32 protein-coding genes and 1 riboswitch are annotated in these 23,903 nt (G+C 65.1%); of the genes, 16 read left to right on the top strand and 16 right to left on the bottom strand.

Going from position 1 to position 23,903, the window contains the following annotated elements; genetic code table 11:
* Positions 1-4: 4 nt before the first annotated feature.
* Genes ACQY80_RS05835 through ACQY80_RS05825 form a run of 3 tightly spaced genes read left to right on the top strand, consistent with a single transcriptional unit; the run spans position 5 to position 1,542 of the window.
* Positions 5-415, top strand: coding sequence for a DUF1801 domain-containing protein (locus ACQY80_RS05835; RefSeq protein ID WP_428684548.1), 411 nt, complete (start codon positions 5-7; stop codon positions 413-415).
* A complete protein-coding gene (locus tag ACQY80_RS05830) occupies positions 412-636 on the top strand; it encodes a hypothetical protein (RefSeq protein WP_428684546.1) in 225 nt (74 codons plus the stop codon). The genes ACQY80_RS05835 and ACQY80_RS05830 overlap by 4 nt, the downstream gene beginning before the upstream one ends.
* A 48-nt stretch (positions 637-684) precedes the next feature.
* Positions 685-1,542: a TauD/TfdA dioxygenase family protein gene (locus ACQY80_RS05825; RefSeq protein ID WP_428684544.1), complete on the top strand. Its 858-nt coding sequence runs from the start codon at positions 685-687 to the stop codon at positions 1,540-1,542.
* 15 nt (positions 1,543-1,557) lie between these two features.
* Here the strand turns inward: ACQY80_RS05825 and ACQY80_RS05820 are convergent, their stop codons facing one another.
* Positions 1,558-2,403: a hypothetical protein gene (locus ACQY80_RS05820; protein ID WP_428684543.1), complete on the bottom strand. Its 846-nt coding sequence runs from the start codon at positions 2,401-2,403 to the stop codon at positions 1,558-1,560.
* Positions 2,404-2,606: 203 nt separating this feature from the next.
* Here ACQY80_RS05820 and ACQY80_RS05815 point away from each other — a divergent pair, with 203 nt between their 5' ends.
* Positions 2,607-3,497 (top strand): arylamine N-acetyltransferase family protein, encoded by an 891-nt coding sequence (locus ACQY80_RS05815; RefSeq protein ID WP_428684541.1) that lies wholly within the window; start codon positions 2,607-2,609, stop codon positions 3,495-3,497.
* A 9-nt stretch (positions 3,498-3,506) separates the two neighbouring features.
* Here ACQY80_RS05815 and ACQY80_RS05810 read toward each other — a convergent pair whose 3' ends face one another.
* The 3 genes from ACQY80_RS05810 to arr all read right to left on the bottom strand — a co-directional run bounded on the left by ACQY80_RS05810 (position 3,507) and on the right by arr (position 4,954).
* On the bottom strand, positions 3,507-3,950 hold the full coding sequence (locus ACQY80_RS05810; protein WP_428684539.1) for a glycine zipper 2TM domain-containing protein: 444 nt from the start codon (positions 3,948-3,950) through the stop codon (positions 3,507-3,509).
* Between the two features lie 97 nt (positions 3,951-4,047).
* A complete protein-coding gene (locus tag ACQY80_RS05805; RefSeq protein WP_428684537.1) occupies positions 4,048-4,488 on the bottom strand; it encodes a nuclear transport factor 2 family protein in 441 nt (146 codons plus the stop codon).
* A gap of 49 nt (positions 4,489-4,537) precedes the next feature.
* Positions 4,538-4,954 (bottom strand): NAD(+)--rifampin ADP-ribosyltransferase, encoded by a 417-nt coding sequence (arr, locus tag ACQY80_RS05800; RefSeq protein WP_428684535.1) that lies wholly within the window; start codon positions 4,952-4,954, stop codon positions 4,538-4,540.
* 147 nt (positions 4,955-5,101) lie between these two features.
* Here arr and ACQY80_RS05795 point away from each other — a divergent pair, with 147 nt between their 5' ends.
* On the top strand, positions 5,102-5,818 hold the full coding sequence (locus ACQY80_RS05795; protein ID WP_428684533.1) for a GGDEF domain-containing protein: 717 nt from the start codon (positions 5,102-5,104) through the stop codon (positions 5,816-5,818).
* Positions 5,819-5,835: 17 nt separating this feature from the next.
* On the opposite strand, the gene ACQY80_RS05790 is transcribed toward ACQY80_RS05795, so the two are convergent.
* Complete coding sequence (locus ACQY80_RS05790) at positions 5,836-6,144, bottom strand: hypothetical protein (protein WP_428684531.1); 309 nt, start codon at positions 6,142-6,144, stop codon at positions 5,836-5,838.
* Positions 6,145-6,181: 37 nt separating this feature from the next.
* Positions 6,182-6,694: a 2'-5' RNA ligase family protein gene (locus tag ACQY80_RS05785; RefSeq protein WP_428684529.1), complete on the bottom strand. Its 513-nt coding sequence runs from the start codon at positions 6,692-6,694 to the stop codon at positions 6,182-6,184.
* Positions 6,695-7,011: 317 nt separating this feature from the next.
* Between ACQY80_RS05785 and ACQY80_RS05780 the strand changes: the two genes are divergently transcribed.
* The gene (locus ACQY80_RS05780; protein WP_428684527.1) at positions 7,012-8,265 is read left to right on the top strand and encodes a hypothetical protein; all 1,254 of its coding nucleotides are present in this window, start codon (positions 7,012-7,014) and stop codon (positions 8,263-8,265) included.
* 89 nt (positions 8,266-8,354) lie between these two features.
* Here the strand turns inward: ACQY80_RS05780 and ACQY80_RS05775 are convergent, their stop codons facing one another.
* Together ACQY80_RS05775 and thiC are read right to left on the bottom strand one after the other, a co-directional pair.
* Positions 8,355-8,948, bottom strand: coding sequence for a DUF2199 domain-containing protein (locus ACQY80_RS05775; protein ID WP_428684525.1), 594 nt, complete (start codon positions 8,946-8,948; stop codon positions 8,355-8,357).
* Entirely contained in the window at positions 8,948-10,834 is a 1,887-nt protein-coding gene (gene thiC, locus ACQY80_RS05770) for a phosphomethylpyrimidine synthase ThiC (RefSeq protein ID WP_428684523.1), read from the bottom strand. The genes ACQY80_RS05775 and thiC overlap by 1 nt, the downstream gene beginning before the upstream one ends.
* Positions 10,835-10,876: 42 nt before the next feature.
* A riboswitch (TPP riboswitch) is annotated at positions 10,877-10,987 on the bottom strand.
* A gap of 112 nt (positions 10,988-11,099) precedes the next feature.
* On the opposite strand from thiC, the gene ACQY80_RS05765 reads away from it, so the two are divergent.
* A complete protein-coding gene (locus ACQY80_RS05765; RefSeq protein WP_428684521.1) occupies positions 11,100-12,329 on the top strand; it encodes a cytochrome P450 in 1,230 nt (409 codons plus the stop codon).
* 97 nt (positions 12,330-12,426) lie between these two features.
* Positions 12,427-12,723 carry a hypothetical protein gene (locus ACQY80_RS05760; protein ID WP_428684519.1) on the top strand — a complete coding sequence of 99 codons (297 nt, stop codon included), beginning with the start codon at positions 12,427-12,429 and terminating at the stop codon, positions 12,721-12,723.
* Positions 12,724-12,768: 45 nt separating this feature from the next.
* On the opposite strand, the gene ACQY80_RS05755 is transcribed toward ACQY80_RS05760, so the two are convergent.
* Complete coding sequence (locus ACQY80_RS05755; protein WP_428684517.1) at positions 12,769-13,371, bottom strand: flavodoxin family protein; 603 nt, start codon at positions 13,369-13,371, stop codon at positions 12,769-12,771.
* 122 nt (positions 13,372-13,493) lie between these two features.
* Between ACQY80_RS05755 and ACQY80_RS05750 the strand changes: the two genes are divergently transcribed.
* On the top strand, positions 13,494-13,883 hold the full coding sequence (locus ACQY80_RS05750; protein ID WP_428684515.1) for a winged helix-turn-helix transcriptional regulator: 390 nt from the start codon (positions 13,494-13,496) through the stop codon (positions 13,881-13,883).
* Positions 13,884-13,911: 28 nt separating this feature from the next.
* Here ACQY80_RS05750 and ACQY80_RS05745 read toward each other — a convergent pair whose 3' ends face one another.
* Positions 13,912-14,598, bottom strand: a complete 687-nt coding sequence (locus tag ACQY80_RS05745; protein ID WP_428684513.1) for a helix-turn-helix domain-containing protein — start codon at positions 14,596-14,598, stop codon at positions 13,912-13,914.
* A gap of 83 nt (positions 14,599-14,681) precedes the next feature.
* Between ACQY80_RS05745 and ACQY80_RS05740 the strand changes: the two genes are divergently transcribed.
* Positions 14,682-15,134 carry a DUF6265 family protein gene (locus tag ACQY80_RS05740; RefSeq protein ID WP_428684511.1) on the top strand — a complete coding sequence of 151 codons (453 nt, stop codon included), beginning with the start codon at positions 14,682-14,684 and terminating at the stop codon, positions 15,132-15,134.
* Here the strand turns inward: ACQY80_RS05740 and ACQY80_RS05735 are convergent.
* The 4 genes from ACQY80_RS05735 to ACQY80_RS05720 are packed head-to-tail and all read right to left on the bottom strand — an operon-like array spanning position 15,131 to position 16,852.
* A complete protein-coding gene (locus ACQY80_RS05735; RefSeq protein ID WP_428684509.1) occupies positions 15,131-15,589 on the bottom strand; it encodes a DMT family transporter in 459 nt (152 codons plus the stop codon). The two genes, ACQY80_RS05740 and ACQY80_RS05735, sit on opposite strands and share 4 nt — an antisense overlap.
* Positions 15,586-15,807, bottom strand: a complete 222-nt coding sequence (locus ACQY80_RS05730) for a tautomerase family protein (RefSeq protein ID WP_428684507.1) — start codon at positions 15,805-15,807, stop codon at positions 15,586-15,588. The genes ACQY80_RS05735 and ACQY80_RS05730 overlap by 4 nt, the downstream gene beginning before the upstream one ends.
* An 11-nt stretch (positions 15,808-15,818) precedes the next feature.
* On the bottom strand, positions 15,819-16,229 hold the full coding sequence (locus ACQY80_RS05725; RefSeq protein WP_428684505.1) for a VOC family protein: 411 nt from the start codon (positions 16,227-16,229) through the stop codon (positions 15,819-15,821).
* Positions 16,226-16,852: a pyridoxamine 5'-phosphate oxidase family protein gene (locus ACQY80_RS05720; RefSeq protein ID WP_428684503.1), complete on the bottom strand. Its 627-nt coding sequence runs from the start codon at positions 16,850-16,852 to the stop codon at positions 16,226-16,228. The genes ACQY80_RS05725 and ACQY80_RS05720 overlap by 4 nt, the downstream gene beginning before the upstream one ends.
* A gap of 145 nt (positions 16,853-16,997) precedes the next feature.
* On the opposite strand from ACQY80_RS05720, the gene ACQY80_RS05715 reads away from it, so the two are divergent.
* Positions 16,998-17,891 (top strand): LysR family transcriptional regulator, encoded by an 894-nt coding sequence (locus ACQY80_RS05715; RefSeq protein ID WP_428684501.1) that lies wholly within the window; start codon positions 16,998-17,000, stop codon positions 17,889-17,891.
* Here the strand turns inward: ACQY80_RS05715 and ACQY80_RS05710 are convergent.
* Complete coding sequence (locus ACQY80_RS05710) at positions 17,888-18,913, bottom strand: MipA/OmpV family protein (RefSeq protein WP_428684499.1); 1,026 nt, start codon at positions 18,911-18,913, stop codon at positions 17,888-17,890. The genes ACQY80_RS05715 and ACQY80_RS05710 overlap by 4 nt on opposite strands.
* Positions 18,914-19,089: 176 nt before the next feature.
* Between ACQY80_RS05710 and ACQY80_RS05705 the strand changes: the two genes are divergently transcribed.
* The 5 genes from ACQY80_RS05705 to ACQY80_RS05685 are packed head-to-tail and all read left to right on the top strand — an operon-like array spanning position 19,090 to position 23,418.
* The gene (locus tag ACQY80_RS05705) at positions 19,090-19,929 is read left to right on the top strand and encodes a hypothetical protein (RefSeq protein ID WP_428684498.1); all 840 of its coding nucleotides are present in this window, start codon (positions 19,090-19,092) and stop codon (positions 19,927-19,929) included.
* Positions 19,926-20,174 carry a hypothetical protein gene (locus tag ACQY80_RS05700; protein WP_428684496.1) on the top strand — a complete coding sequence of 83 codons (249 nt, stop codon included), beginning with the start codon at positions 19,926-19,928 and terminating at the stop codon, positions 20,172-20,174. The genes ACQY80_RS05705 and ACQY80_RS05700 overlap by 4 nt, the downstream gene beginning before the upstream one ends.
* 11 nt (positions 20,175-20,185) lie before the next feature.
* The gene (locus ACQY80_RS05695) at positions 20,186-20,737 is read left to right on the top strand and encodes a hypothetical protein (RefSeq protein ID WP_428684495.1); all 552 of its coding nucleotides are present in this window, start codon (positions 20,186-20,188) and stop codon (positions 20,735-20,737) included.
* A 54-nt stretch (positions 20,738-20,791) separates the two neighbouring features.
* Positions 20,792-22,720, top strand: a complete 1,929-nt coding sequence (gene dxs, locus ACQY80_RS05690; protein ID WP_428684493.1) for a 1-deoxy-D-xylulose-5-phosphate synthase — start codon at positions 20,792-20,794, stop codon at positions 22,718-22,720.
* Between the two features lie 29 nt (positions 22,721-22,749).
* Positions 22,750-23,418 carry a hypothetical protein gene (locus tag ACQY80_RS05685; protein WP_428684491.1) on the top strand — a complete coding sequence of 223 codons (669 nt, stop codon included), beginning with the start codon at positions 22,750-22,752 and terminating at the stop codon, positions 23,416-23,418.
* A gap of 57 nt (positions 23,419-23,475) precedes the next feature.
* On the opposite strand, the gene ACQY80_RS05680 is transcribed toward ACQY80_RS05685, so the two are convergent.
* Positions 23,476-23,895 (bottom strand): DUF3035 domain-containing protein, encoded by a 420-nt coding sequence (locus tag ACQY80_RS05680; protein ID WP_428684489.1) that lies wholly within the window; start codon positions 23,893-23,895, stop codon positions 23,476-23,478.
* Between the last annotated feature and the right edge of the window lie 8 nt (positions 23,896-23,903).

Raw genomic sequence — 23,903 nt, 5'->3', positions numbered from 1 at the left:
GGGCATGCAGGACGAAGATGCTTCGGCGCTGATCGATGCGAAGATCGCATCGATGACCGACTGGCGCGGTGCCACGCTTGGTAGACTGCGCGCGCTGATCCGCGAGGCCGATCCCGCGATCGAGGAAACGGTCAAATGGCGCAAGCCCACGAATCCCGCTGGCGTCCCGACGTGGGAACGCGAAGGGGTGCTGTGCACGGGTGAGACGTACAAGGATAAGGTCAAGCTGACCTTCGCCAAGGGTGCTGCGATCGACGATCCGGCGGCGCTGTTCAATTCGAGCCTCGACGGCAATGTGCGTCGCGCGATCGATTTTGCCGAGGGCGACGAAGTCGACGCCGCGGCTTTCAAGGCGCTGATCCGCGCTGCCGTGGAGGCCAATCTGGCGAAGCCTGCGCGCGCGAAAAAGGGATGAGCGGGGACTCGGCCACGCTCGCGGCAGCACTGCTCAACGCGGTCGAGATCGAGAATCGCGAGCGCGACGGCTGGCAGCCGGCGATCCCGCGCGACAATGCGGCGGCGATCCTCGATGCGCTGCTCTGGCTTTATGGCGCACGCGCCGGATCGACCGCGAGCATCTCTGCCGCCGACGCGCTGGACAAGGCGGTCGGCGCGGTTTGGCCGCGTGGTGCTTGACTCGCTGCGCCGCGGCGCCGCTAATGCGCGAAAGACAAGGAGAGGCCCATGAACATCGCCGCTTCGCAGCGTATTTTCGAACGGCTGGGCGTCAGGCCGCTGACCCCCGCGATCGGTGCCGAGATCTCCGGCGTCGATCTGGCGCAAGAGCAGGATGAGGCGGTGATCGGCGAAATTCGCGCGGCGTTGCTGACACACAAGGTGGTCTTCTTTCGCGACCAGCATATCACGCCCGCGCAGCATATTGCCTTCGCCCGCCGTTTCGGGAGGCTCGAAATCCATCCGGCGACGCCCAAGGATCAGCCCGATCCTGAAGTGCTCCACATCGCGCACGGCCCGGATTCGAAGGGCAAGGAAAACGCCTGGCACTCCGACGTCACTTGGCGTGAGGAGCCATCACTCGGTTCGATACTGCGCGCGGTCGAGGTGCCCGCGGTGGGCGGCGACACGCTGTTCGCCGACATGGGCGCGGCATTCCGCGGGCTGTCGCCCGCAATGCAGGATTGGTGCCGCGGCCTGACCGCGGTGCACGATATCGCGCGCGTCTTTGCCGGGCGGCTCGGCAAGCCCGTCGAGGAGCTGCATAAGCAATTTCCGCCGCAGAGGCATCCCGTTGTACGCACGCACCCCGAGACGGGCGAGCAGGCGCTCTACGTCAACACCGCCTTCACCAGCCATGTCGAGGATCTGTCGAAACCGGAAAGCGATGCGCTGCTCGCGCATCTCCATGCACAGGCGGCGATCCCCGAATATCAGTGCCGCTTTCACTGGGAGCCGGGCTCGATCGCTTTCTGGGACAATCGGGGCGCGCAGCATTACGCCGCGTCGGACTATTTTCCTGCGGTGCGGCGGATGGAGCGGGTGACGATCGCGGGCGACCGTCCCTTCTACCGGGACGAGCGTTAGGCCGGTCACGGCGTTTTATTGCGCCGGGCGGCAGTCCTTCATCCAGAGGATGTGCTTGTACTGGTCGAAATCTTCGACCGTGCCGGTCAGCTTGATGCTCTTGCCGGGTTTCAGTTGCAGCGAATAGGCGGCCTGTCCGGGCGCCATGTAGCAGACGATGTCGGTCTTGAAATCGGCCTGATTCGGCAGGCGGATCGCCTGTTCCCACGGGTTCGGAATCTTGTAGCCAATGCGGAACGCGCTGCCGTCCTTGGTCACATAATCGACGAGGCCGTCGACGGTGAACTGTTTGCCTTTGTAGCGGGTGAGAATGCCCGCGGCGTTGCGCTCGGTATCCTTCGATACCTGCTGCGACAGGCCGAGCGCGCTGATCTTGACCGGCGCGGCTGCGACGGTCGTCGCGGTTGCGCCCTTCTTTGCGGCTGCTGCGCCGAGCTTGCCGCCCTTGATCTGGTTCAGGATGCCGCACATTTCGGTTTTGGCTGCGTCGGCGCCGACCGCCTGACCGGCGCGGAGCTTCGCTTCCATCACCACGGTGCCGATGCCGCCGGTCTGGGTCGCGGTGATCTGGATCGGAAAGGCGCGCGCGCTGCCGGTCATCGGCTGTTCGATCAGCATCGAGCCAAATTCGGCCTCGTCGGCCATGATGTCATAGCCCTTGCCCGCGACGATCCCGCGCATCTGGCCGATCGCGACCGCCGGCGGCAGGTCTGCTACGGTCACCGCAGCGGTAAAGCGCAAGCCGGTCACCGGATTGCCTTTTTTGACGAACGCCTCTTCGCAGGTTGCGGCGTGGGCGGGGTTGGTGGCGATGACGGTCGCGGCGGAAAGCAGCGCGGCGGCGAGGCGATAGCGGGGCATGGGAACTCCTGACCGGGTATGTTCGTGCCGATGTGCCTCACCCGGCGCGCTTCGGCAATAGATAAGCCGTTCATAAGCGGCCGCTTTGCCGATCGGACGACCACGGCGGCCATATTCCCCGCGCGGCTATCGAGCACTTGATCTCAACTGCGCTTGAGCTTTCATAAGCGCGGGAAACATGATTCGCGAAAGGATGATGATCCATGTTGCATAGCTCCGACGCCCCCGTTTTCGGCGATGATTTCCCCGACCCCTCGCCGCGCGATGCCGCGGGCCCGGCGAACGTCGTGACGCGTTATCTGGCGCGTATCGGGTACGACGGACCGGTGACGCCGACGCTCGAGACGCTCGCCGCGCTGCAGGTGGCGCATATCGCGGCGATCCCGTTCGAGGCGATAGACGCGCTCACCGGTGAAGGGGTCGACATCGATCCGCAGGCGGTCGAGGCGAAGATCATCGACAGGCGCCGCGGCGGCTATTGCTTCGAGCAGAACGGCCTGTTCCTGCGCATCCTGCAGCAGCTCGGCTTTCAGGCCGAGGGGCTGATCGGCCGGGTACGCTGGATGCTACCCGACGATGCACCGCCGACGGCGCGCACGCATATGACGGTGCGCGTATGGCTGGGCGGGCGGCCCTGGCTCGCCGACGTCGGCTTCGGATCGGCGGTGCCGCCGCAGCCGCTGGCGCTCGACGGCGAGGGGCCGCAGGCGACGCGCCACGAAACCTATCGCGTGTCGCGCCGCGACGGCGGTTACCGGCTGGAAGCAGACCTCGCGGGCGAATGGCGCACGCTGTATGATCTGGAGGGCGCGGCGGCGCCGTCGATCGATTATGAGGTCGGCAACTGGTACACCAGCCAGCATCCTGACTCGCATTTCCGGCATCAGTTGATTGCCGCACGGACCACCGCCGACGCGCGGCATGGCCTTCGCGACAACCGGCTGACGATCCGCCGCACCGATGGCCACATCGAGCAGCGCTATCTGTCGGCCGACGAGATTGCGGCGGCGCTGCGCGATATCTTCCTGCTCGACCCCGAACCCGGCTGGCGCCGCGCGATCGAGCGGGCGGCGACAGCCGAGATTGCGGGCTAAGTCGCGGCCTTAACGGCAGCGCACGTTGCTCCGGTCGATCGCGGTGCCGACCGCCGCGCCGCCGATCGCGCCGATTACGGTGCCGAGCGTTTCCGAGCGGCCCGACGCGATGACATTGCCGAGCACGCCGCCGGCGATCCCGCCGACGATCAGACCGGTCGTCCCGTCGTTGCGGCGGCAGTAGTATTTGTCGTCGCGACCGCGGTATATGCGGTCGTTGTTCCCAAGGCGGCGTTCGCGATAGCGACGGTCGGTGCGGTAATAATTGTCGGCGTAATAGCCGCCGGTGCGCGGGTCGGGGCGGTCATAGTCATAACGGCCATACTGGTCATAATAGCCGCGATCGTAATAGCCGTAGCCGCCATCGTCGTAAGCGTAACGGTCGCCGGTCGTCGCGCAGGCGCCGACCATGGCGGTCGCAGCGGCAAGGGGCAGGATCAGAAGCTTGTTCATCGGCATCACTCCGGTTGGTGGCGTGCCGGGCGGACGGCGCGGCATGCGCTCGCCCCTCTTCTGAACAAGACTCGCGAGGGTGGTGCCGGGTTCCCGGTCAATCGCGCGGCGGTCGCGGTTTCATGTGCCACATGGCGTTGACGATGACCCAGCGCTCGCCAAATTTGCCCATGTGGAAATAGTCGACGAACCATGGGGTTTCGACGCGCACCGCGGCGGCATCGCCCGCGACGTCGAGGATGCGGCACGACCGGTTCCACTCGGCCTCGGGCGTCTTGAGCGCGCCGCGCCGCGTGAGGCCGACCAGTTCCTCGCGGCTCATCCGTTGCAGCCCCAGCCGTTCGTCGGGGGTGTCGCCGATGACGCGGCGCTTCGCGAGGTCGGGGTGCAGCGCGCGCTCCACCCGTTCGGGATCGCCCTGAAGCTGGCCGTCGACATAGTCGAAGCATGTCGCCTCGATCGCCGCGAGGTCGGCGGGGGATGCAGAGGGGGCGGGAGTCGCGGCGGCTGCGGCGAGGGTGAGGAGTGTCGTCAGCATGGGTTCAATTCCCTTTGGTCCGGTCCAGGGGCTCGTTCCGGATTGAAGACTAGTCGATGATCGGCGCGCCCTCGGCTTGCAACCGCGCGAGATTCGCCTTCATCGCGGCCAATACCTCGGGCGCATGCGGCTCCCAGCTCTCGACCTCGCCGATAATGCGCAGCGGCGAGCGGCTGCGATAGCTGCGCGTCGGGTTGCCCGGGAATTTCTTGTCGGTCAGGTTCGGGTCGTCGAACCAGTCGCCGGTCGGCTCGACGATATAGATGCGCTCGCGGCCCTCTCCCGCGGCGAGCTCGCAGCCCCAGATCGCCGACTCCAATGCGGCGGAGAAATAGATCCACGACATCGGCGCCGCCTGATAATTGCTGCCCCATCCTGCGGCGAGCAGGTCGCCCGATTTCAGGTCGGCGCGGGTGCCGTGGTAGAAGGTGGCGCCGGCGTCTGGGCCGGTCGGGGTGTCGGACATCGGATCGCAGCTCCTTCGTTCGTCGGCGCACTGTTGGAGCATGGCCGCGGCGATTCGGAAAGGCGCTTCGGGGCCCGGCGTCCCGCGGCGTACGGCGCAGCGCGATTTCTTAACCCCATTTCATCGTCGGGTGGTTAGGGTGGCGGCATGGTCGCCGCCCGACTCAGTCTGAAAACGCGCCTCGTGCTGGGGGGGCTGCTGGTCGTCGCCTTCTCGGTCGGGGCGGCGCTGCTGTTCACCCATCTCAGCTTCGTGCTGCTGGGCGACCTCGACTATGCCGGGGCGATGTGGGCTTCGGCGATCGTGCCGTTGCTCGTCGCGCCGCCGGCCTATGGCTGGGTCGCGGTGCTGACCTACCGGCTGCATCAGGCGAATGCGACGCTCGACACGCTCGCGCGGCACGACGCGCTGACCGGGCTGTTCAACCGCCGCGCCTTTGTCGAGGCGGCGCGTGCGCGGCTGGCGGGGGGCGAGACCGCGCAGCTGCTGGTCGCCGACATCGACCATTTCAAACGGATCAACGACAGCATGGGCCATGCCGCGGGCGATCTGGCGCTGGCGCACGCCGCCGCGGTGCTCGAGCGCGCGGCGCCCGAGGGCAGCATCGTCGCGCGGCTGGGCGGCGAGGAGTTCGCGCTGCTGGTCCCCGCGGCGGTCGACGCCGCGGCGTTGGTTGCGCGCATCGCCGATGCGCTGGCGCATATGCCGGTGCCTGCCGCGACGGGGCTCAAGCGCATGACGTGCAGCTTCGGGCTCGCCGCAGCGCACAGCGGCGAAGGGCTCGACAGCCTGATGTCGCGCGCCGACACCGCTCTCTATGCCGCCAAGGACGGCGGTCGCGACCGCATGGCACTGGCGAGCTGAGCCGCCGCAGCGAGCGGCTATTCGATATCGTCGGACGGGTCGAGCCGCACCACCCATTGCGGTCGCCCCTCGGGCGACAGCGAAATGTCGTGGCTGGGCACCATATCGGCCCCTGTCTCGATCCAGCCGCGCCCGTCGCATTTGGGGCAGACGACGCGGATCGAGCGGTGGCTGACCAGGTCGATCTGGCTGTTCCACTGGCCATGCCCCGCGCAGACCGGGCAGCGCAGGTCGAGGTCGCCGGTGCGGTGACGCGGCGAAATGCCGTCGAGCGCGTGCGGGTCTTGCGGGCCACTGCAATGAACGATGTTCGAGGGGTGCGACATGCCGCGAGGGTAAGCGCTGGGGTGGGGGTTTGCAATCTCAGGAAGCATCCCCGCGGAGCGGCCAGCGGCCGTGTTCGACATGGGTGGTCTTGCCGACGATGCTTTCCATCAGGATGATCTCGTCGACCGTCCAGCCGATCGGCGGCATCTTCTGGGCATTCAGCCGGTCGCCGTGATAGTTGATCGTGATGTGCGGTTCGGGGGTGGTGCCGTCCATGATCGGCGCCTTTTCGCGCAGCAGATGGTTCACCAGTGCCTTCTGGAACGCCCGCGCCTCGACCAGCGGATCGCGCGTGCGCAAAGTCACCGCCTTGCGGTTCTCGATCCGGTCGAAGCGGAGCGGGAAGGGCGCCGCGACGAAGCCGTCCAGCGCGGCGATGGTCGCGGGCAGCCAATCGGGCGGCGCAGTGTGCAGGTCGTAGAGCGAGATGAGGGTGACATGGAGAAGGTCGGGGCCGCGTCCGGGGTCGTTGCGCGGCAGCGCGGCGATCTGCGCCTGCACCTCCGGCGGCGGCTTGGCCATGACGTAGAGGGGGTTTCGGGCGCGCATGGGTGGGGGCGTAGCATGGTGTGGGGGTGGGGACGACTGCTGGTGGATTGGCACTTGGAGATTCGGTAGAATGTCGTTGTAGCCTTGGACCAGCGAAGTACCTCTTTCTGTATCAAATTAGTTTGATATTTGGCAAATCACCGTCAATGTAGATGCGTACGAGTTTAAAGAGGTTGATCGGGGGGCGTGTGACTACAGTTTCAGAAGTTGCCGATGCTATACGAGCTGCGGGCGAGAGACTAAAAAATCAAATGACCTCAATTGGATGGTCAAACACAGAGCCATTCTCTCAGATCGTTGGCGCAACCGGGATTTCCGTGTCCGCCGAAACTGTAGCTGGCTATGCTGAAATTGTAGCTTTACGCGTCGAGCGTTTAACAAAGCAGCAGTTGGAGATCGACCAATTTGGAACGTGGCTAGGAAGCGTTATCCCGGGGTTGAATGCTTTGCAATTCAACGCGATGAATCAGGGGCATCATATTCAGTTCAGTAATGCGATAACTATATTGCAAATGATTGACGCGGCGATTCCTACGTTGCCTCCAAGGGAGCCGAAGGTGAACTGGGAGGACCTAAAAGATCAAAAATCGCTACTGCCGCGCGACCTTTCGGCGAGGCTCCGTTCTATGGACGCTAGACTATCTGAACTTGAGCCTCGTTCAAAAGATATTGCAAAAAAGATTTCTGATATCGAGAATGCGCATTCAGCAGCAGATCAGTTGCCAACCGATCTGGCCGAACTGGCAGAGAAGAGGGTTGAGCTTTCAGAGCTGATAACATCAGCTCAAGAGCTTGCGGAACAGGTCAAAAAAGATAGCGAAATTGTCGGTGATGCCAAGATTCGGTTTGAAAAAGACATAAAACTAACTGAAGATAAAATATCTAAGACATCTGAGCATGCCGAAAGTATTTTGGCAAAAAGTGAGCATGCACTCCGCGGTGCAACTGCGGTTGGACTCGCAAAAGCATTTGAAGCTAGAAAGCAATCGTTGTCCAAAGCAGGAATGTGGTGGACAATTGGATTGGCAGTTGCCTTGATAACTGCGCTTGGTATCGGATGGGAGCGTGTAAATACGCTGAAAGAGGTGCTAACAGGAGATAAATCTAGTACTATAATAGTCGTAAACGCGCTTCTTGCGATAATAGGAATCGGTGCCCCTGTCTGGTTCGCTTGGCTTTCAACGAAGCAAATTGGAACAACATTTCGCTTGGCCGAAGATTATGCCTTTAAGGCGTCAGTTGCTCAGGCATATGAGGGATACCGAATCGAGGCGACTGATATAGATGAAGAAATGCGTACGAGGCTATTTTCAGCGGCACTGGATAGATTCGAGGAAGCGCCAATTCGATTGGTCGATCCCAGCTATCATAGTTCTCCTCTAGAGGAGGCGCTGAGCAATCCTAATATGCGTAGTGCACTCAACAGAGTCCCGGATCTGGCTTCAAAATTGCTTGCATTGCTTCCAGCGAAGGCGGGAGCAGTGGCGGCAATCGCGGTTCCTGCCACAGTGGCGGCAGCGACGCTAGCGAATGACGACGACGAATTAGAAGTAGCTGGACGCGAGCAATAAATCCCAATCACGCCGTCTAGGAATTGGCGCGGCGGCTAAGCTATTCGGAATTGCGGTGGGAGGCACAACAGCCTCCATAATTAATGTGGTCAGCTTACGTCGGGCGCGTGACCATATTCGGAGTAGAGTTCGAGTAGCTGCTCGGGGCTAATACCGTCCCGCTGCGCAATCGCCAGTTCGTGATCCTCGTCGTCAAGGCTTATCACCGGGCGTTGCCGCCCCAATTGCGGATGGACCCAGCAGCCTCGGTTGATCGTTTCGGGAAAGCCCTTGAGACTATTCCCGAACCACCCCCACCACGGTCCCATGTCGCTATATTTTCCGTCGTCGAAGCCATCGACATAGCGGTCGAAATTCTCGCGCGAGAGGGTCGACCAGACGCCGTAGCCGAATTTCTCGGGCATGCCGTGGACGGGGATGCCGAAGACGCAGCGGACGAAGAAGTGCTCGCCGCCGATCACGCAGAAATCTTCGGACAGGAAATCGCCGTCGAGGCGCAGCGCGCCATTGGGTTCGAGCTGTTCGGCCTTGCCCCAATGGTCGGGCGCCTGCGAGCCGATGTCGAACATGCCTTCATGCTCGACATCGCAGCTCGTGCATTTCCAGCGGGCGGATTGCAGGAATTCGAGGGCGGAAGGCTGGCGCCGTCCGAACAGCTTTCCGAACAATCCCCCGCTGGCCATCAGTCGTGTTCGCGGCCACCCGCGCCCATATACAGCTCGCGCCCCGTATCCTCATAGACCTGGCTCATTTCCGCCATGCCCTTCTCGGCTTCCTCCGCCGCGATAAAGCCCGCGCTGTCCTGATTTTGCAGCTTCGCGAAGTCGCGGACTTCCTGGCTGATCTTCATCGAGCAAAATTTGGGGCCGCACATGCTGCAGAAATGCGCCGACTTGGCGCCCTCCGCCGGTAGCGTCTGGTCGTGATATTGCTCGGCGGTGTCGGGGTCGAGCGACAGGTTGAACTGGTCGCGCCAGCGGAATTCGAAGCGGGCCTTGCTCAGCGCGTCGTCGCGGACCTGCGCGGCGGGGTGGCCCTTGGCGAGGTCGGCGGCGTGGGCGGCGAGCTTGTAGGTGACGACGCCGACCTTCACATCGTCGCGGTCGGGGAGGCCGAGATGCTCCTTCGGCGTGACGTAGCAGAGCATCGCGGTGCCGTACCAGCCGATCTGCGCGGCGCCGATGCCGCTGGTGATATGGTCGTAGCCGGGCGCGATGTCGGTGGTGAGCGGCCCCAATGTGTAGAAGGGCGCCTCGCCGCATGCTTCGAGCTGCTTTTCCATATTCTCCTTGATCTTGTGCATCGGGACGTGGCCCGGCCCCTCGATCATCACCTGCACATCCTGCGCCCAGGCGCGCTTGGTGAGCTCGCCCAGCGTGTAGAGTTCGGCGAACTGCGCCTCGTCGTTCGCGTCATAGATGCTGCCGGGGCGCAGGCCGTCGCCGAGGCTGTAGGCGACGTCATAGGCCTTCATGATCTCGGTAATCTCGTCGAAGCGTTCGTAGAGGAAGCTTTCCTTGTGATGCGCGAGGCACCATTTCGCCATGATGCTGCCGCCGCGCGACACGATGCCGGTCATGCGCTTCGCCGCGAGGGGCACATAAGGCAGGCGGACCCCGGCGTGGATGGTGAAATAGTCGACGCCCTGTTCGGCCTGTTCGATCAGCGTGTCGGCGAAAATTTCCCACGTCAGGTCCTCGGCGACGCCGCCGACCTTTTCGAGCGCCTGATAGATGGGGACGGTGCCGATCGGGACGGGCGAGTTGCGGATGATCCATTCGCGCGTGTCGTGGATGTTGCGCCCGGTCGACAGGTCCATGACGGTGTCGGCGCCCCAGCGGATCGACCAGACCATCTTGTCGACCTCGCTCGCGACGTCGGACGCGACCGCGCTGTTGCCGATATTGGCGTTGATCTTGACGAGGAAGTTGCGGCCGATCGCCATCGGCTCGCTCTCGGGGTGGTTGATGTTGCTGGGGATGATCGCGCGGCCGCGCGCAACCTCGTCGCGGACGAATTCGGGGGTGACGTAATCGGGGATGCTGGCGCCGAAGCTTTCGCCGTCGCGCTTATATTCGGCGAGGCGCGCGCGGCCGAGATTTTCGCGCTCGGCGACATATTCCATCTCGGGCGTGATGATGCCGCGGCGGGCGTAGTGCATCTGGCTGACGTTCGCGCCGGGCTTGGCGCGCAGCACCTTGCGGCGGACGTTGGGGAAGGCGGGGACGCCGCCGCTGCGGTCGGGGCCGAGCTGGCCGTTATCCTCGGGCTTCACCTCGCGCTGGGTGACGTCCTCGACGTCGCCGCGGCCGCGGATCCAGTCGGCGCGGATCTCGGGCAGGCCGGCGTTGATGTCGATCGTGGCGTTCACGTCGGTGTAGGGGCCGCTGGTGTCATAGACGCGGACGGGGGGCTCGCCAGAATGCGGGTCGAGGTCGATCTCGCGCATCGCGACGCGGATGCCGCTGCCGGTCTGGGTCGCGACGTGGATCTTGCGGCTGCCGCGGATCGGGCCGGTGGTGACACCGATGGGGGTTGCGGATTCGAATTTCGAGTCGATGTCGGCCATGTGCAGTCGCTCCATTGTATCGGAGCGAAAGACGGTTTTCCGGTAGGAAATGCCGGCCCTCCCTCCGCCGGTATTACCCGGATCAGGTTCAACGGGTCGCGGGCTGTTCCGCTCTCAACCTGTTTCTGCACACAGGCTCCCCGGGGATGGCGCGGTTATAGGCGCGGGCGCGGGGGCTGTCCATCGGCGATACTGGACTCGCCCCGCAAGCGTGGCATAGTCGGCGCCGCAAGATCCGCGATCACGCGGGCGGCGGGAGAGACATATGGCGTCGGTGATGGACGAAGCGCGTGCGGTGAACCCGGTCGATGTCAGCGACATCGCGCTGTATACCGAGGACCGCTGGCGCGAGCCGTTTGCGAAACTGCGCGCCGACATGCCTGTGAGCTGGTGCCCCGACAGCCCCTATGGCGGTTACTGGTCGGTGGTGACGCATCCGCTGATCCAGCAGGTCGAGCTCAGCCCGATGATCTTCTCCTCCTCATGGGAGAATGGCAATATCGTCATCGCCGACCCGCCGCCGCAGTCGAATCTGCCGAACTTCATCGCCGCCGACCCGCCGGTGCACACCGCGCAGCGCAAGGTGATCGCGCCCGCCTTCAACCCCAGCCAGATGACCGAACGCGAGAAGACGGTGAAGCAGCGGACGCGCGAGCTGTTCGATGCGCTGCCGGTCGGTGAGACCTTCGACTGGGTCGAAAGCGTCTCGGTGCCGCTGACGATCGGGATGCTGTGCATCCTGTTCGATTTTCCGTGGGAAGAGCGCCACGACCTGAAGCGCTGGTCGGACTATGGCGGCAATGTCTCGCCCGAGACCGCGACCGAAGAATATCGCGCCGAGTGGATGGCGCAGATGACCGCGATGCTCGCGCGCTTCGACGAGGAGTTTGCCAAGCGCAAGGCGATGCCGCCGAGCGACGACCTGCTCTCGCGCATGGTGCACAGCGAGGCGATGGGGAGCCTCAATCCGATGGAACGGCTCGCGAATATCGCGCTGCTGATCGTCGGCGGCAACGACACCACGCGCAATTCGATGAGCGGGCTGATCGAGGCGTTCGACCGCTTTCCTGGCGAACTCGACCGGCTGCGCGCCGATCCGTCGCTGATCCCGAATGCGGCGCAGGAGATCATCCGCTGGCAGTCGCCGGTGACGCATATGCGGCGCACCTGCACCGAGGATGTCGAACTGGGCGGGCAGCGGCTTCGCAAGGGCGAGAAGGTGATCCTCTGGTATATTTCGGGCAATCACGACGAGAGTGTGTTTCCCGATCCCGAACGCTTTGACGTGCGCCGCGACAATGCGCGGCGGCACGTCGCCTTCGGCCATGGCATCCACCGCTGCGTCGGGGCGCGGCTGGCCGAAATCCAGCTCTGCACGCTGATCGAGGAAATCGTGTCGCGCGGAATCCGGATTGCACCGCAAGGCCCGGCAGAGCGACTGCCGAGCCCGTTCCTGCATGGCTTCGTCCATATGCCGGTGCGGATTGCCACCTGACCGCATTGCGCGCTTGTAATGTTGCGGACTCCGCACGGCCATGATGGCTGTGCGAAGGTCGAGCCTTCCCATCCACGGGATGAAAGGAAGGCCTATCATGCAGAAGACCACAATCGCCGCGCTGGGCGCTGCAGCCCTGCTCGCGCTCTCGGGGACGTCCGCCAACGCGCAGGACGCGACGCCGATCTGTTCGAAGACGGTGACCGATAATTGCCTGCAGCGCGATGGTCATGCCGCCGCGCCGCATCATGTGGTGGCCAAGCGCCATGCGGCGCCGAAGCACCGCGTCGCGGCCAGGCATCGCGCGCCGGCCAGGCATCGTGTTGCCGCGAAGCACCCGGTCGCGCCGAAGCGCAAGGTGGCCGCGAAGGCGGTACCCGCGCACAAGATGTAAGCGCTGCCGCGCGCCGCCGGAGAGGAGGCGGCGCGCGGTCAGGCGTCAGGCGGCGGTGACAGCCTCGCGCGCGCCGGCGGTCCAGCGCGTGGCGGCTTCGGCGACGCGGCGGCCCAGCGACGCGGCAGTGGCGCGGTCGCCGGCCTTCGGCGTAACCTCTGCGCTGTCGTTCGCGGCCTGCGCCATCGCGCCGATGAAGCTGCCGAGGCGGTTTTCGACATCGGTGGCGGCCGAGGTGTCGTCATTGTTGCCGGGGTTCTGGCCGGTGCCGATCCACAGCATCCCGTGCTGCGCCGCGAAGATCGCAAGGCTGGTGAGCGTGTTGAGCTTGTCGCCCGAAGGCGAGCCCGAGACGGTGAAGGCCGCGCCCAGCTTGTCCTTCCACCGCTTGGTGAAATAGACGGCAGCGCTGGCGTCCATGAACGCCTTCATCGGCGCCGAGACGGTCCCCATATAGGTCGGCGATCCGAAGATCAGCGCGTCGGATTCGTTCGCGACCGCGAAGAAGCTGTCGAAGTCGGTCTGTCCCGGCTCGATCGCGAGCAGCACGGGCGCGCCGCCCGCAGCCTCGACCCCGCGCGCGACGTCCTTTGCGAGCACTTCGGTATGGCCGAAGCCCGAATGATAGATGATGGCAACCTGCGTCATATCTCGTTCCTTTCCTGGACCTGTGCAGCCGGGGCCCGGGGGGAAGGGGCAACGGCCCCGGCTTGCGGAAGCGAACATGATGGGGTAGGAACCAAAAGTGTAGTACGCACCTTGAGGTAACTATGAAAGAAAAGGCTCCCGACTGGATAGCGAAGGTTGACCCCTGCGATGCGGGGTGCCCCTCGCGCGACATACTGGACCTGATCGGCGACCGCTGGAGCCTGCTGCTGCTGCTCGTGATCGCGCAGGGCTATCACCGCAACGGCGAGCTCAAGCGGCGCGTCGGCGGGATCAGCCAGAAGATGCTGACGCAGACATTGCGCGCACTGGAAGCCAACGGGCTGGTCGAACGGCGCGATTTCCACACGGTGCCGCCGCATGTCGAATATCATCTGCTGCCGCTGGGCGTGTCGCTCGGCCATTCGCTGACCCCGCTGTTCGAATGGATCGAACGCGAGTTCGACGCGGTGCTGGCGGCGCGCGCGGACTTTGCGGGACGCGAGGCGGCCTGATCGAAGAAGGATCTCGTCGAGGAGGGGGCTAGTCGAGGAAGGGGCCGCGCGCGCGGCGCCGTGCGGCGGTGGCTGGAACGCCGGCCAGCTCGCGAAATTCGCGCGCCATATGCGCCTGATCGGCATATCCGCGCGCCGCGGCATGGCCAGCGAGGCTCGGCTCGCCCGGAAGGCTTTCGAAGGCGCCCTGAAAGCGGACCAGACGTAGCCAGACGCGCGGGGGCAGGCCGACATGGCGCGCGAACCAGCGCTGGAGCGCGCGCGGGGCCATGCCGGTCGCATCGCACATTGTCGCAACCGTGGGTGCCGCGATCAGCGCCGCACCGATCCGGTTGAGGTCGGTCGCCGCCGCAAGACGATCCTCGACCGCCGTGAACGAGGGTGCCTCCCACGGCACCCAGCGGCCGGCAACGTCAGCGGGAGCGATGCCGCCGAGCAAGGACCACGTCCAGGGCCAGATCCGCAGCGCCTCGAACGCCGCGTCGCCGCTGATTTCGAACGGCTGCGGGCGGTCGACGAGCCCGACAACGAAACTTTCGGGCTGGTCGCCGTCCCAGCGCGAACGGCCGCGCGTGCGGCGGATCAGTTCGATACAGCCGTCGGGGGTCGCCTGCTGCGCAAGCCATGCTGCGGCATCGCCGTCGCCCGCAAGCGTCCAGCGCGCCTTGATCAGGCCCACGAGATGCGACGGCGGGGGTATCTCGCGATAGTCCATGCGGCGGTTAGACGACGGATGTCGTGTCGGTTCAAGACGCGGGATGCGGTACATGGCAGAAGGCGGGCAAAGGGAGGCGCATCATGACCATCATTCTGGCCACATTGTCGGCGCTGTTGCTCGCCGCGGCCCCACCCGCGCCCGCGTCTGCAAGGGTCGACGATCTGGCGTGGATGGCGGGAAGCTGGGTGCAGGAGAAGGACGGCCGCTGGACCGAGGAATATTGGTCGCTCCCGCGTGGCGGCGTGATGCTGGGGGCGAGCCGGTCGGGGCAGGGCGCGGTCCTACGCGAATTCGAGTTTCTGCGCGTTCAGGCCGATGCCGATGGCGCGATAGCCTATATCGCACAGCCGGGCGGCAGCGCGCCGGTGGCGTTTCCGCTCGTGCAGCATGACGCCGCGAGCGCGACCTTCGAGAATGCTGCGCATGATTATCCGCAGCGCATTCGCTATGTTCGCGAGGGCGAACGGCTGACCGCGACGATTTCGAAAATCGACGGGTCGGGCGCGCGGAGCTGGGTCTATATGCGGCGCTAGCTCGTCTTCCGCGCGAGATACACACCTGCGATCATCAACGCGATTCCCGCGACGCGCTTGGCATCGATCGCCGAACGCATCGCGCCGAACAGCCCGAAATGGTCGATCGTCGCGGCGCTGATCAGCTGGCCGACGAGGACGAAGAAGATCGCATTGCCGACGCCGAACTTCGGCGCGATGAAGGTTACCGCGATCACATAGAAAGCGACGAACAGCCCGCCGAAGTAGAATTGGGCAGGAATGTCGGAGGTGAAGCGTACCTGCCCGACCGAGCTGGTCAGCAGCGCCCCGGTGGTCGCGATCAGGAAGGCGAGGCCGAAGAGAATCATTGATGCCGCCATCGGGCTGCCGAGCCGGGCGCCGAGCCCGCCGTTCAAGGCGGCGAGGATCGGGATGCCGATGCCCGTCAGAAGCATGATCAGCGCAAAGGCGGGGGCGTTGCTCGTCGCGGTCATGGCTTTTCCTCCTTCGCGGCCTGCGCGGCGCGATAGTCAAGAACGGGCAGCCCGCCGATCCCCCAATTGTCGGTATCGACCTCGTCGATCACGACGACGGTGGTCGCGGGATTCTTGCCGAGAACATCGACCAGAAGCTTGGTGACGCCGGCGATCAGCTCGGCCTTTTGCCCGGGGGTCGCGCCCTCGCGCGTGATCTGGATGTTCACATAGGGCATAACGGCTCTCCTCAGGCGAAGGGGGTGGCGAATTCGATACGGATACCGCCGGGCATTGCGCAAACGAAATGATGCGTCGTCGCGCCTTCGCGGATGGGCTCGGGGTCGAACTCGATGATGGTGCCGGGGTGGTTCTGGACGCGCGCGAAGACGGTGCGCAGTGCATCGAGATCGGCGACGCGGAGCGCGAGATGGTGGAGGCCGATGTTCGCGCGACGGTCGAAGGGCGCGGCCCCCGAAGGATCGGCGACTTGCCACAGCGTCAGAAGCGTCGTGCCGTCGCTGACGAAGATCGCCGGATAGTCCGGGCGCTCGGCGGCGACGGCGAAGCCGAGCGCATCGACGAAGAAATCGCGCGCCTCGGCCACGTCGCGGACCGCGAGGCCGATGTGATGGGCGCCCTGGGTGTAGGGGGTGGTCATTGGTCGTCCCTTTCCGCTCTGAGCGCGGCGATTTCAGCGCGCAACTGGTTGAGTTCGGCCGCCATCGGCTTGATCGCTGCGGAAATTTCGGCCTCGGTGAAGCGCGGGGTGATGTGCTGAGAGCAATTCCATTCCCAGCCGATCACATCGATGAAGAAAGCCCGCTCGGGCGTCGCGCGATAGCCTTCGGGCATCAGCGCGGTGACCGCGGCGGGATCGTCGGCGAGCTCGATGCTCACCGCATGACCGACGAGCTTGAGCCGCTCCTTGTTCGGATAATCCATCAGGAACAGCGAGACGCGGTCGTTGCCCATCAAATTGGCCGTGCTGATATACTGCTTGTTGCCGCGATAGTCTGCGAAGCCGATCCGGTTGCCCGCGATATGGCGCAGGAAACCGGCGGGGCCGCCGCGGTGCTGCATATAGGGCCAGCCCTCGGGATTGACGCTGGCCATGTAGAAGCTGTCGCGTTCCTCGATGAAGGCGATTTCCTTTGGCGTCAGCGTGTCGGGCGCGCCGTCCGCGCCGGCGTCCATCTTTGCATAAGAGGCGCGCGAGCCATGCTGTTCCTGCAGCGTCTTCACCGCGTCGTCGAAAAGCGTGTGCCGGTAGTTGCGTGCCATCGTCGGGGCCTTTCGGGCAAAGGTGCGAGCGAAGCAGTCGGGGGAGGGGGCTTGGCTCTCCGTTCGCCACGCCGATTTATTGCATTGCTCCGATGGTGATAATCGGAAAGAACTGCATAAGTTAATTTCAGATACTGGAATAATCATGGGCCGGTTGCAGACGCTGGAGATGTTCGTCGCGGTCGCCGGCGAAGGCGGGTTCGCCGCCGCGGCGCGCAAGCTGGGCAGCTCGCCGCCCGCGGTAACGCGCGGGATCGCGGCGCTCGAAGCGCGGCTGGGGACCGCATTGTTCCACCGCTCGACGCGCGCGGTCGCGCTTACCGATGCGGGGGCGGCGTTTCTGGGCGAAGCGCGGCGGCTGCTAGCCGAACTTGCCGATGCCGAGCGCGCGGTGCGGGGTGTTCAGGCCGACCCGCGCGGGCAGCTCTATCTGACCGCGCCGGTGATGTTCGGCCGGCTGCATGTGCTGCCCGTCGTCGATGCGCTGCTGGTCGAACATGGCGAGCTGATGGTGCGGATGATGCTGATCGATCGGAATGTCCGCATCGTCGAGGAAGGGATCGATGTCGCGGTGCGGATCGGACCGCTCGCCGATTCGAGCCTGAAGGCGGTGCGGGTCGGCGCGGTGCGACAGATGCTGGTCGCAAGCCCCGCCTATCTCGCGCGGCGCGGCGCGCCGGCGACGATCGCCGACCTTAGCGGGCACGACATCGTCGGCATGGAGGGGCCACGCACGACGAACGAGTGGCAATTGGCCAGCGGGCGCTGGCGTTTCGACCGTCGGCCGCGGCTCAGCGTCAATACCGTCGATGCCGCGATGGCCGCCGCCGAGGCGGGGCGCGGGATCGCAAATCTGCTTAGCTATCAGGTCGCCGGGGCGGTCGATGCGGGGCGGCTGGTCGCGCTGTTGCCGCACGAAGCGCCGCCGCCGCTGCCGGTGCATCTGCTGTTCGAGCCGTCGCGTGCGGCGCTGCCGTCGGTGCGGCGGTTCGTCGATGCAATGAAGGCGCGGATGCGGATGGCGGGGCTTGGCGCCTAAAACTGGTACGCGACCCCGCCGCCCGCGAGGAACTGGTCCTTGCTGCCCGCGATGTCGACGATCGGCGAGTCGGCGTAGCGGCCGGTCATCCGGCCATATTGCGCGCCGCCGATCAGGACGAAGCCTTTGCGAAGGTCGCCCGACAGCGCATAGGCGCCGGCGAGGCCGATCGTATATTTGCCGAGCGTCGCCTTGCGGCTGGCGCCGGTATAGACCGGCAGGCCGCTCGCGGCGCTGCCGACCGGATCGACGTCGAAATAATAGCGGCCGAACCCCTTGCCATAGAGGTTGAACGAGGCCGACATGCCGATGTAGGCGCGCTTCGACAGCGGGGTGCCATAATCGATCGTCGGCGAGACGACCCAGCTGCCATGCTTGCCGCTGATATCCTTCAGCGCGACGACGCGTAGCCCGAGCTGGTCATAGTCGCTGGTGATGAGACCCGTCTGGGTGACCCCCGCCGACACGCCAAGCTCGACCGCCATCTTGCGGTCGCCGAGCGCCTCGACCTGCGCATCCTTGATCCGGCCGGTGCGGTCGCTGCGCAGGTTGATGATCGGGCCGAACTTGATGTCGGTTTTCTGCCCGCGCTGCTGACGGATCAGATCGACCTGGAAATTGGTGCCGCGGGTCGAGAAGCTGTAGCCCTTCAAACGGCCGCGAAAATAGAAGGCGGGCAGGATGTTGCGCTCGTCCGAACCATTGTAGCTCGGCACGGTGATGACCCCGCCAGCGATTGCGAAATAGTCGCGGGCATAGGTGCGGTTGTCGTCGTCATCGTGCGGCCGTGCGGCGGGCAGCAGGATATTCTCGTCGATGTCGCCGCTGTCCTGCAGGAACAGCACCGGCGCGTCATCGGGCGCCGGGACGGGCGGCGCGATCGGCGACGGATCGGCCACGGTCGTGGGCAAGTCATAGGGAAGCGCCGCATCTTCGGCGGCAGCGGGCGCCGCGAAAGCAACGAGAGCGGCGGCGAACGGAGCCGCACAGGCAAAGCGGAAGAGCGGCGTCAAATCGGGCATATCCATCCTATGTTCTTGCCCCCTCGCGGCGGGTGTATGGGATTGTCGCGGCAATGCAAAGACTTCGTCTTGCGGGGGGATGCTTTTCACTCCATCGTGACATTCATGCACCAGCCTCGCTTGATCCCCTGTCTAAGTCACCGGATACGCTTTGGTTCCGTAGGGATGACGGTTGCGTGGTGAGCCTGTTCGGACCGAAGCGACCGCTCGCGGCAGCGGAGTGGGAATGGCAACTAGCCGGTTTCCGCTGGTTGCTCGACGAGTTCGGGGGCGTGGAGGCGCATCGGGGACGGATGCTCGCAACGCCCGACGGCGCCTGCTTTCCGGATAGCAGGTTAAGCGGCGATGCACGTGCTTCCGAGCTTTTGGGGCAGGTGATGGCGATCGCGGGTATCGGCGACTGGCCGGCGCGGCTGGTGATGGTCGATGGGGCGCGACCGCATGTGGCGGTGTCGGATCGGCACGCGCTGGCCCACAGCGGCGAAAGCGCGGCGGGAACCTTTCAGCTCGTCGAGGATGGCGCGGGCGGCTGGCTCGCCGAAATCGTCGCCGACCGCGGCCAGCTCGAGGACGAAGGCGCGCTCGTCGCGACGCTGGGACATGAAACGGCGCATTATTGGATGACCGGAACGCGTCGCGTTGCGCCGGGCGGGGCCGAATGCGAGGAGTTGCTCACCGATCTGACCGCGGTCGCTCTGGGGTTCGGTATCTTCCTCGGCAACACGGCCCGCTATGGCTATCACACCAAGGACGACATCGGCACCTCGATCGGCGGAGGCTGGTATCTCTCGGGCTGGCAGGGCTATTTGTCCGAGCGGGCGTTGATGAGTGCTCTTGCGATCAGCGAAACGCTGGCGGGGCGCGACCCGATGGCGGCGGCACCGTATCTGAAGCGGCATCTGGCGCAGGATCTCCGCGACGCGGCGCGTTATGTCGCAAAGCGCGACCTGATTTCCGACATCATGGCGATCGATCTCGCGGACTATGGGGCGCCGCCCGGAGGCGTTGCGGCATGACGCGTGCGGGGCGCTTCGTTGGTTATGCGTTCATGGCGGCCGCGGCACTGCTCGCGGTGGCGATGCGGCGGAACGAAGTCGAGGCGCTCGGGCCGTTTCCCGTTGTGGCCGTCGCGCTGCTGCTCGGTATGGTCGGGGTTATGCTGGTGTTCACAGACCTGATGGTGCGCGGGCTTTATGCGCAGGTCGACGCGGCCAAGCGGGTCGAACAGGATAGCGAAGCGCCGTCGGACGGCGAAGGATAGAAGAGGACAGGATGCGAAAGACGGAATTTGCAGCGGCGGCGTGTGCCCTGATGTTTGCGGCGGTGCCGGTGGCGGCGAATGCGGATGCGGAGAGCGACGCCCTGTTCCTCGATATGGCGAAGGAAGCGTGCGCAAACGGCGATTTCTCGGCCTTCCTGTGGCCCTATGCCAACAGTGCGCCGGTCCGCGAACGCTATACCGCGGCGACCGTCGGGACGGGAAGCGACAGCAAGAGCCGCGACGTGCCGCGTGCCGACTATCTGGCGGCGAACGACTTTCCGATCCTGATGATCGATTACAGTTATGTCACCGGCGATTCGGCGCGGCGCTTCGACACCGACGGCGACGCGTCGAAGCTGGTTTATACCGAGGTCGAGTTCAACACCGCGCAGGACGAGCGGCAGCGCGTCGACTGGCAGCCGGGGCGTTTCGAGCCCGGCGAGGGCGACGGGCCGGGGACATTGATCGAGAAGACCGGCCCCGGCGGCTATCTGCTGTTTTCGCCGACCGCCGACTGCTGGCAGCTGACGGCGGACATTCGCGAGGCGCCCGCGGCGCGATGAGCCGCGTGCCCCTTTTCGTTCGACAGTATCGGCGGTTACCATTATGACGACGCGATGACCGACCGTCCGCATACGCCGCTGCTCGACACGGTGGATGTCCCCGCCGACCTCCGCAAGCTGAAGCCTGAAGACCTCCGCCAGTTCGCCGACGAGCTGCGCGCCGAGATGATATCGGCGGTCGGGACGACCGGCGGACATCTGGGGTCGGGGCTGGGCGTCGTCGAACTGACGGTCGCGCTTCACTATGTGTTCGAGACGCCGCGCGACAAGATCGTGTGGGACGTCGGGCACCAATGCTATCCGCACAAGATCGTCACCGGGCGCCGCGACCGAATCCGCACCTTGCGCACCGGCGGTGGCCTCAGTGGCTTCACCAAGCGCAGCGAGAGCGAGTATGACCCGTTCGGTGCCGCGCACAGCTCGACCTCGATCAGCGCCGCGCTGGGCTTTGCGGTCGCGAACAAGCTGAAGGACGAGCCGGGCCGCGCGATCGCGGTGATCGGCGACGGATCGATGTCGGCAGGCATGGCCTATGAAGCGATGAACAATGCCGCCATCGCGGGCAACCGGCTGATCGTGATCCTCAACGACAATGACATGTCGATCGCCCCGCCGGTGGGCGGCCTGTCGGCCTATCTCGCCAAGCTGGTGTCGTCGCGGCCGTTCATCGAGCTGCGCGAGATCGCACGGCGCTTTGCCCGCAAGCTGCCGCAGCCGCTGCACAAGGCGGCGAAGAAGACCGACGAGTTCGCGCGCGGTATGGCGATGGGCGGGACGCTTTTCGAGGAACTCGGATTTTATTATGTCGGGCCGATCGACGGCCATAATCTCGACCACCTGATCCCGGTGCTCGAGAATGTCCGCGACAGCGATCATGGCCCGGTGCTGATCCATGCGGTGACGATGAAGGGCAAAGGCTATGCCCCCGCCGAGGCCGCAGCCGACAAATATCATGGCGTGCAGAAGTTCGACGTGATCACCGGCGAGCAGGCGAAGGCGCCTCCGGGGCCGCCCGCCTATCAGAATGTTTTCGGCGAAACGCTTGCCAAACTGGCGGACAGCGATCCGCGGATCGTCGCGATCACCGCCGCGATGCCGTCGGGGACGGGCGTCGACAAATTCGCGAAGGCGCATCCCGAGCGGACCTTCGACGTCGGGATCGCCGAACAGCATGCGGTGACGTTCGCGGCGGGTCTTGCGGCGCAGGGGATGCGCCCGTTCGCGGCGATTTACTCGACCTTCCTCCAGCGCGCATACGATCAGGTCGTGCACGATGTCGCGATCCAGAATTTGCCGGTGCGCTTTGCGATCGACCGCGCAGGGCTCGTCGGAGCCGATGGTTCGACCCATGCGGGCTCGTTCGACGTGACGTATCTGGCGACCCTGCCGAACATGGTGGTGATGGCGGCCGCCGACGAGGCCGAGCTGGTCCATATGACCTACACCGCCGCCGAATATGACGACGGGCCGATCGCCTTCCGCTATCCGCGCGGCAATGGCACCGGCGTGCCGCTTCCCGAGGTTCCCGAGAAGCTGGAGATCGGCAAGGGCCGTATCGTGCGCGCGGGCAAGGCCGTCGCGATCTTCTCGCTCGGTACCCGGCTGGGCGAGGCGCTGAAGGCAGCCGACACGCTGGAAGCGCGCGGGCTGTCGACGAGCGTGATCGACCTGCGCTTCGCCAAGCCGCTCGACGAGGAATTGATCCGCAAGACGCTCGCGGGCCATGAGGTCTGCGTGACGATCGAAGAGAACAGCGTCGGCGGCCTCGGCGCGCATGTGCTGACCCTCGCGAGCGACGAGGGGCTGATCGACGCGGGGCTGAAGCTGCGCACGATGCGGCTGCCCGACATCTTCCAGGATCAGGACAAGCCCGAGCTGCAATATGATCAGGCGGGCCTCAACGCGCCGCAGATCGTCGACACCGTGCTAAAGGCGCTGCGACACAATAGCGCGGGCGTCGAAGAAGCCGGCGCGCGGGCATGAGCCGGTAGCCGCGCGGAAACGGGGGCGGCATGAATTTCTTCAACCTCCTGAAGTCGCTCGACGAGCTGCTCTACGAGGTCATGGCGTGGCTGATCTTTTATCCGGTCACGCTGTGGCGCGCGCTGACGCGGCCGCTGAAGATGATGGATTATTCGGACGCCGAGCAGGGCGATGCCGAGGAAAAACAATATACCGACACGCTGTCGCCGCCGCTGTTCCTGCTGCTGACTTTGGTCATCAGTCATGCGCTCGAACTGTCGACGGTCGGCGAGAGTGCGATCGTCCTCGACAAGACCGGGCTCGGCGGGCTGGTGAACGACGATTCGACCTATATCCTGATGCGCGTCGCCTTTTTCAGCCTGTTCCCGCTCGTGATGGCGGCGCGGCTGGTGAAAGCGCGGGGGCGCAAGCTCGACCGGGCGCCGCTGAAAGCGCCCTTCTATAGCCAATGCTATGTCGCTGCGCCCTTTGCGCTGATGGTGTCGGGGGCGGGCATATTGTTGCAACTGAAGCCGCTGGCGGCCGGGATCGCGGGGCTGGCGCTGCTCGCCTTCGCCCTGCTGTGGTTCGGGAGCCTGCAGATCCTGTGGTTCGCGCAGCATCTGCGGACCAGCCGCTGGCGCGCCGCGCTGCACGCCTCGCGCGCGATGGTCGAGGCGCTGGCTGTCTTCGTCGTCTTTTCGCTGATCTTCGCCTGACCCCAAAGAAAAACGGCCCGGAAAGCCGGGCCGTTGTTTCCGATTATATCTGTGCGATCAGGCGGTGGGGATCGCGGCGCTTGCGTCGCGGCCGTCGCCTTCGGGGGCGAAGATGATGTCGCGGGTGATCAGGCCCTTGTCGACGACCTGCGTGTCGGGGCTGCCGACGCTGCTGCGGATGCCGGGGTCGGCGCGCTGGCCGTCGGCGCGGCCGATGAGCGAGGTTTCGGAGGGGCTGCGCACTGCGTCGCCGCCGAAGAGCGCCTTCAGCGTTTGCTGCGCGGTCGTTTCATTGCCCGGGCGCGCGGCGCCGGGGGCCGGCGGGGTGAGCGCATAGTCGGGCGGCACGACGAGCGGGGCCTGACGCGACACGGCGAATTCGTCGGGACGGTCGCGGCTGAACAGGCTGTTTGACCCGCAGGCAGACAGCGTCGTCGCGAGAATCGAGGCGGCGAGGATGGCGGTGGTCCGGTTCACTTTACAAA

This window comes from Sphingopyxis sp., assembly GCF_965279755.1.
GTDB lineage: Bacteria > Pseudomonadota > Alphaproteobacteria > Sphingomonadales > Sphingomonadaceae > Sphingopyxis.
This window is presented reverse-complemented; position numbering and strand designations above follow the sequence as displayed.